Genomic DNA, 4835 nt, shown 5'->3' with positions numbered 1-4835 from the left:
ATCCGGCCCGGCTCGACGTGGCCATATGCGCTCTACTGCGCGAGCACCAGATCAACTTGGTCGTCACCGCGGGCTATCTGAAGAAGATCGGCCCTCGTACACTGGAGTCGTACGCTGGTCGAATTATCAACATACATCCGTCGCTACTTCCCCGGCACGGCGGAAAGGGCATGTACGGCAGGGCTGTTCATGAATCCGTACTGGCTTCCGGCGACCGTGTCACAGGCCCTTCGGTCCACATCGTCACCGCGGAGTATGACGAAGGTCGTGTTATCGCCAGGCATGAAATCCCCGTCCTGCCAGGCGATACCATTGAGAGCCTTTCTGAACGAGTCCTCAAGGCTGAGCACCTTCTACTGCCCACGGTGGTGCAGAATCTTGCTCTCCGGGCAGTCGGTCGATAGCTGCGGATGGAGTAAGGCGAACATCGTTCATCCCTATCGCGGCTGGCAAGGTCAAACCGAATCCCCAGGGCGACCGATGTACCCGTCGGCTCAGGCAGTTGCCGGGCCGGTGATCATCTGGGTGTCGCCCGGCGCGTAGGTAAGTAGCTGTGTGACACTGTAAGTTGTGGTGGACGGCCTGTGGTGGGACCGGGACGACGCAGAGTACATCCGGCACCGTTCCGATCGCTACCTTGGCGCGACGGACATCGAGCCCGAGTGGACCTTGGAGGCGGCCAGGGACCCGAGACGGATCCTTCGCGACCCCGACCCGAAGAGCAGGATAGGCGCGGCTCGCCTGATCGGTTACTCGCGTAACGCCGGGTTCGTGCTGACTGTGATCATCGATCCGACTGATCAAGCCGGGATCACCGCCTGGAAGACCCGGGGGAGCGACCTTCGCGATTACCTGGAGGGAGTAGGCGACAATGACTGATCCGTCCAGACGTGCCCGGCGGGAGGCAATCCGAGCCGAGTACGCGGCTGAGGAGGCCGAAGCCGCCGAGGCGGAGGCGGTGGAGTCCGAGCAGGCCGTCGTCTCGGTACGGGTGCCCACATCGTTGGCGGACGCTCTCAAGGCTCGCGCGGCCGCCGAGCACATTCCAACCTCGGCCCTGGTCCGGCGCATCCTCACGCGGGCGCTGGAGAGTCCTGAGACGTCCGTGGTGACCGTGGACCAGGTCGAAGAGATCGTGCGCAGGGTCCTTCGCGAGTCTGCTTGATCACCTTATCCATCACTCCATCTTTCCGGGACTGGCCGGGACCAGCGGATCCCGTTGGAGCGGGCGTTCGTGGCGCCATATGAGCTGACGCTGCGACTCGGCCGGCCGCTGGACGCGGAGGAGCTGGCGAACTACGACGCGGATGCGTTGGGGCGGTGTTCTCGCGGCAGCCGGCGCTGCACCGGTTTCCGGGGTCGATGGCCAAGCGAGTGCAGGCGCTGTGCCGCCTGATCGTCGACGAGTACGACGGGGATGCCGCGCGGCTGTGGACCACTGCCACCGATGGCAAGGTGCTGCTCAAGCGGGTCGCGGCGCTTCCGGGCTTCGGCCAACAGAAGGCGAAGATCTTCGTAGTGCTGCTGGGCGAGCAGCTCGGCGTCACGCCGCCCGACTGGCGCGAGGCGTCGGAGCCCTTCGGGGAAGAGGACAGCTTCCGCTCAGTCGCGGACATCACCGGCACCGGCGAGCGGGTGATGGAACTACTGGTGGCCGCGGCCCGCGATCAGGGCACGACCGTCGTCCTGGTCACCCACGATCCCCGGGTGGCCGCCTATGCCGACCGCGAGATCATCGTCCGCGACGGCAGGGTGACCTCCGGCGAGCTGGTCGTCTCGTGATCCGACTCGGCCTTCGGCTCACCCTGGCCGGCGGACGGGATGCCGTCGCCCGGCTGGCCCTCATCGCGATCGCGGTGGCGATCGGCGGTGGGCCTGCCGCTGACCACGCTGGCCGGCCTCAACGCCGTCAGCACCCAGAACTCCCGTTACGCCTGGCTCGAGACCGCCTACCCCGGATCGGCCGCACCGGCCCCGCCGGCCGTCTCAAGCGGGCCGGGCAGTCAGGGCTCGCCGGACCGGCAGGGCGGTCCGGGCGCGTCGACGCGGCCCGCCGCCGCAAACGGCGCGGTCGGGGCCGACCCGCTGTGGTGGCGGTTGCGCGCCGACTACTACCGGGGTCGACAGATCGGGCGGGTCGACGTCGCCGCCACCGGCCCCCACTCCCCGGTCCCGCCCGGCATCGGGGAGCTCCCCGGTCCGGGGGAGTTCTACGCCTCACCCGCTCTTGCGAAACTGCTGCGCGACACCCCCGCGGCACAGCTCGGCGACCGCTACCCCGGCACCCTCGTCGGCACGATCGGCTCGGCGGCCCTGCCGGCGCCGAACTCGCTGATCATCGTCATCGGCCACCGCGTCGAGGACCTCTCCCACCAGGACGGCGTCGACCTGGTCAACCGGATCAGCACGACGACGCCCAGCGATTGCGTCGGCGCCTGCGCGCTCGGTGTCGGCATCAACTCCAACGGCATCACGCTGATCCTGGCGGTCGTGATCGCCGCGTTGCTGTTGCCGGTGCTGATCTTCATTGGCGCCGCGACCCGGCTGTCCGCCGCGCGCCGGGAGCAGCGCTTCGCCGCGATGCGCCTGATCGGCGCGACGCCCCGCCAGATTTCGGTGATCTCCGGCGTCGAGTCGAGTGTCGCCGCCGCCGCGGGAGTGGCCGCCGGCTTCGGCCTGTTCTACGCACTGCGCCCGGCGCTGGCGCGGATTCCGTTCACCGGCGAGGCGTTCTTCACCGCCGACCTGTCACTGCGCCTGCCCGACGTGCTTCTCGTCGCGCTCGGCATCCCGATCGCGGCCGCTGTCGCGGCCCGTGTCGCGTTGCGTCGGGTGAACATCTCTCCGCTGGGAGTGACCCGACGCGCGACCCCCCGCCCGCCCCGCGCGTGGCGCGTGATCCCGCTACTGGCCGGGTTCGCCGAACTCGGCTACTTCGCCTACGTCAACGACATCGGCGCGGACACCAAGACCAGCACCCACACCCAGGCCGTCGTCTTCCTGGCCGGGATCCTGGTGACCATGGCCGGGATGATCATCGCCGGACCCTGGCTGACGATGGCCAGCGCCCGGCTGATGGCCTGACGCGCCAGGCGGGCGGCCACCCTCATCGCCGCGCGTCGTCTGGCCGACAACCCTCAGGCGGGCTTTCGCGCGATCGGCGGGCTGGTGCTCGCCCTGTTCGTCAGCACGTGCGCGACCGGGATCATCACCACCATCGTCGCGTACAACGGCGGCACTACCGGTGGGCAGGCCGCGGGCGACGCGACCGTTGTCGCCACGCTGAGGGACGGCCCGGCCGCGATGAACACGACCAGCTCGATCCCCTCCGCCACGACTCGAGCGCTGGCCTCGGCCTCAGGCGTCATGGGGATCGCGCTGATCCACGCCGCTCCCGGCTCCGATCCGCGTGAATACCTGCCGCCCGAACTAGTCTCCTGTGCCCAGCTTGCCCGCGTCCCGACGCTCGGTCGCTGCCCGGCCGGCGCCGAGGCCGTGACCATCCGGCTCCGCGTGGGCGGCTCGGTGGTCGACGTGGCTTCGCCAATGGCCGACACCACGTGGCCGGCGGCCGGGACGTCCGTCACCGAGTTGGACCGGCTTCCCCTCGAGGAGATCGTCGTCGCCACGGACGGGTCGACGGCTGCGGTCGAACGGGTCCGTACCATCCTCGGAATCGCCTACCCGAGAACGTTTCCGCCCGTGACCTTCGCGGAGGCCGACGCCCAGAGCTCGTGGCATCTTGACAGTTACCGGCGGCTGGCGGACGTCGTGATTCTCACCAGCCTGCCCATCGCCGGTTGTGGCTTGGTGGTCAGCGTCGCCAGCGGCCTGGCCGACCGCAAACGCCCGTTCAGCCTCCTGCGCTTTGCCGGCGCGCCACTCACGGTGCTGAGGCATGTTGTCATCCTGGAAACGGTCGCCCCGCTCATGCTCACGGCCGCCGTTTCCGCCGGATCCGGGTTGCTCGCGGCCCAGCTCTTCCTGCGCGCGCAGCTCGACGAGGCCCTCCATCCACCCGGAGCCGGGTACTACCTGCTCGTCATCACCGGACTCGTCGCCTCCCTCGCCGTCATCGCGTCGACCATGCCGTTGCTGGCGCAGACCACCGGACCCGAGATCGCCCGCTCGACGGCGGCGGGTCAGTGATCGCCTTCGGCGAGTTCGTCGACACCGAGCTCGGCCAGCAGCGTGGAACGCAGCCGGTCGAAGGCGGGGTCGGTCCGTCGCCGAGGGGACGCCACATCGACCGGAACGTCGAGGGAGAGCCGTCCCTCGGTGAGGACGAGCACCCGGTCCGCGAGCAGGATCGCCTCGTCGACGTCGTGCGTGACGAACAGCACCGCCGGCCGGTGACGACGGCACAGCTGCTGGAGCAGGGCGTGCATCCTGATCCGGGTCAGGGCGTCGAGGGCCCCGAACGGTTCGTCGAGCATGACGAGGTCCGGCTCCCGGACCAGCGCCCGGGCGAGCGCGACCCGCTGTGCCTCACCGCCGGACAGGGTCACCGGCCAGGACTGTTCCCGCCCGGCCAGCCCGACCTCCGCGAGCGCCGCCCGTCCGCGTTCGGCGACGTCGCGGCCGGACAGACCGATCGTCACATTGGCCAGGGTCCGCGTCCAGAGGCTGGGGACGATTCTAATATCGAGACATGGCAACGACGCGAGAGGGACCGCTTGCAGGCGGGACGGACAGCGGTGACGACGACCGGCCGGTGATCGACGTCTACGGTCGGCTGTCGTACCGTGACGACGGCTCTGTGATCAACGTCGATGAACAGATCGACATGGGTAAGACGGACATCGCCCGGCGGGGTGGTGTGCTGGGCCGGATAT

General features: G+C 69.2%; 6 protein-coding genes and 2 pseudogenes. 7 read left to right on the top strand and 1 reads right to left on the bottom strand.

Annotation, left to right across the window (positions count from 1 at the left end; genetic code table 11):
* The 6 genes and pseudogenes from AC08OV_RS21860 to AC08OV_RS21835 all read left to right on the top strand — a co-directional run.
* On the top strand, positions 1-404 hold a 404-nt coding region (locus AC08OV_RS21860; RefSeq protein WP_476620244.1), incomplete at its 5' end, for a formyltransferase family protein.
* A 166-nt stretch (positions 405-570) separates the two neighbouring features.
* On the top strand, positions 571-879 hold the full coding sequence (locus tag AC08OV_RS21855; RefSeq protein ID WP_476620243.1) for a hypothetical protein: 309 nt from the start codon (positions 571-573) through the stop codon (positions 877-879).
* Positions 872-1165, top strand: coding sequence for a ribbon-helix-helix protein, CopG family (locus AC08OV_RS21850; RefSeq protein WP_476620242.1), 294 nt, complete (start codon positions 872-874; stop codon positions 1163-1165). Before AC08OV_RS21855 ends, AC08OV_RS21850 begins: the two co-directional genes overlap by 8 nt.
* Positions 1166-1174: 9 nt before the next feature.
* A pseudogene (locus tag AC08OV_RS21845) lies at positions 1175-1782 on the top strand (HhH-GPD-type base excision DNA repair protein); the annotation flags it as partial.
* Positions 1783-1869: 87 nt separating this feature from the next.
* Positions 1870-3084, top strand: coding sequence for an FtsX-like permease family protein (locus AC08OV_RS21840; protein ID WP_476620241.1), 1215 nt, complete (start codon positions 1870-1872; stop codon positions 3082-3084).
* A gap of 84 nt (positions 3085-3168) precedes the next feature.
* The gene (locus tag AC08OV_RS21835; protein ID WP_476615853.1) at positions 3169-4149 is read left to right on the top strand and encodes an FtsX-like permease family protein; all 981 of its coding nucleotides are present in this window, start codon (positions 3169-3171) and stop codon (positions 4147-4149) included.
* Here AC08OV_RS21835 and AC08OV_RS21830 read toward each other — a convergent pair.
* A pseudogene (locus AC08OV_RS21830) lies at positions 4143-4622 on the bottom strand (ABC transporter ATP-binding protein); the annotation flags it as partial. The gene AC08OV_RS21835 and the pseudogene AC08OV_RS21830 overlap by 7 nt on opposite strands.
* Before the next feature lie 29 nt (positions 4623-4651).
* Between AC08OV_RS21830 and AC08OV_RS21825 the strand changes: the two are divergent.
* Positions 4652-4835: hypothetical protein (locus AC08OV_RS21825; RefSeq protein WP_476620240.1), on the top strand; the 184-nt coding region annotated here is incomplete at its 3' end.

It is taken from the genome of Frankia sp. CeTa3Moorea (assembly GCF_978021225.1).
This window is presented reverse-complemented; position numbering and strand designations above follow the sequence as displayed.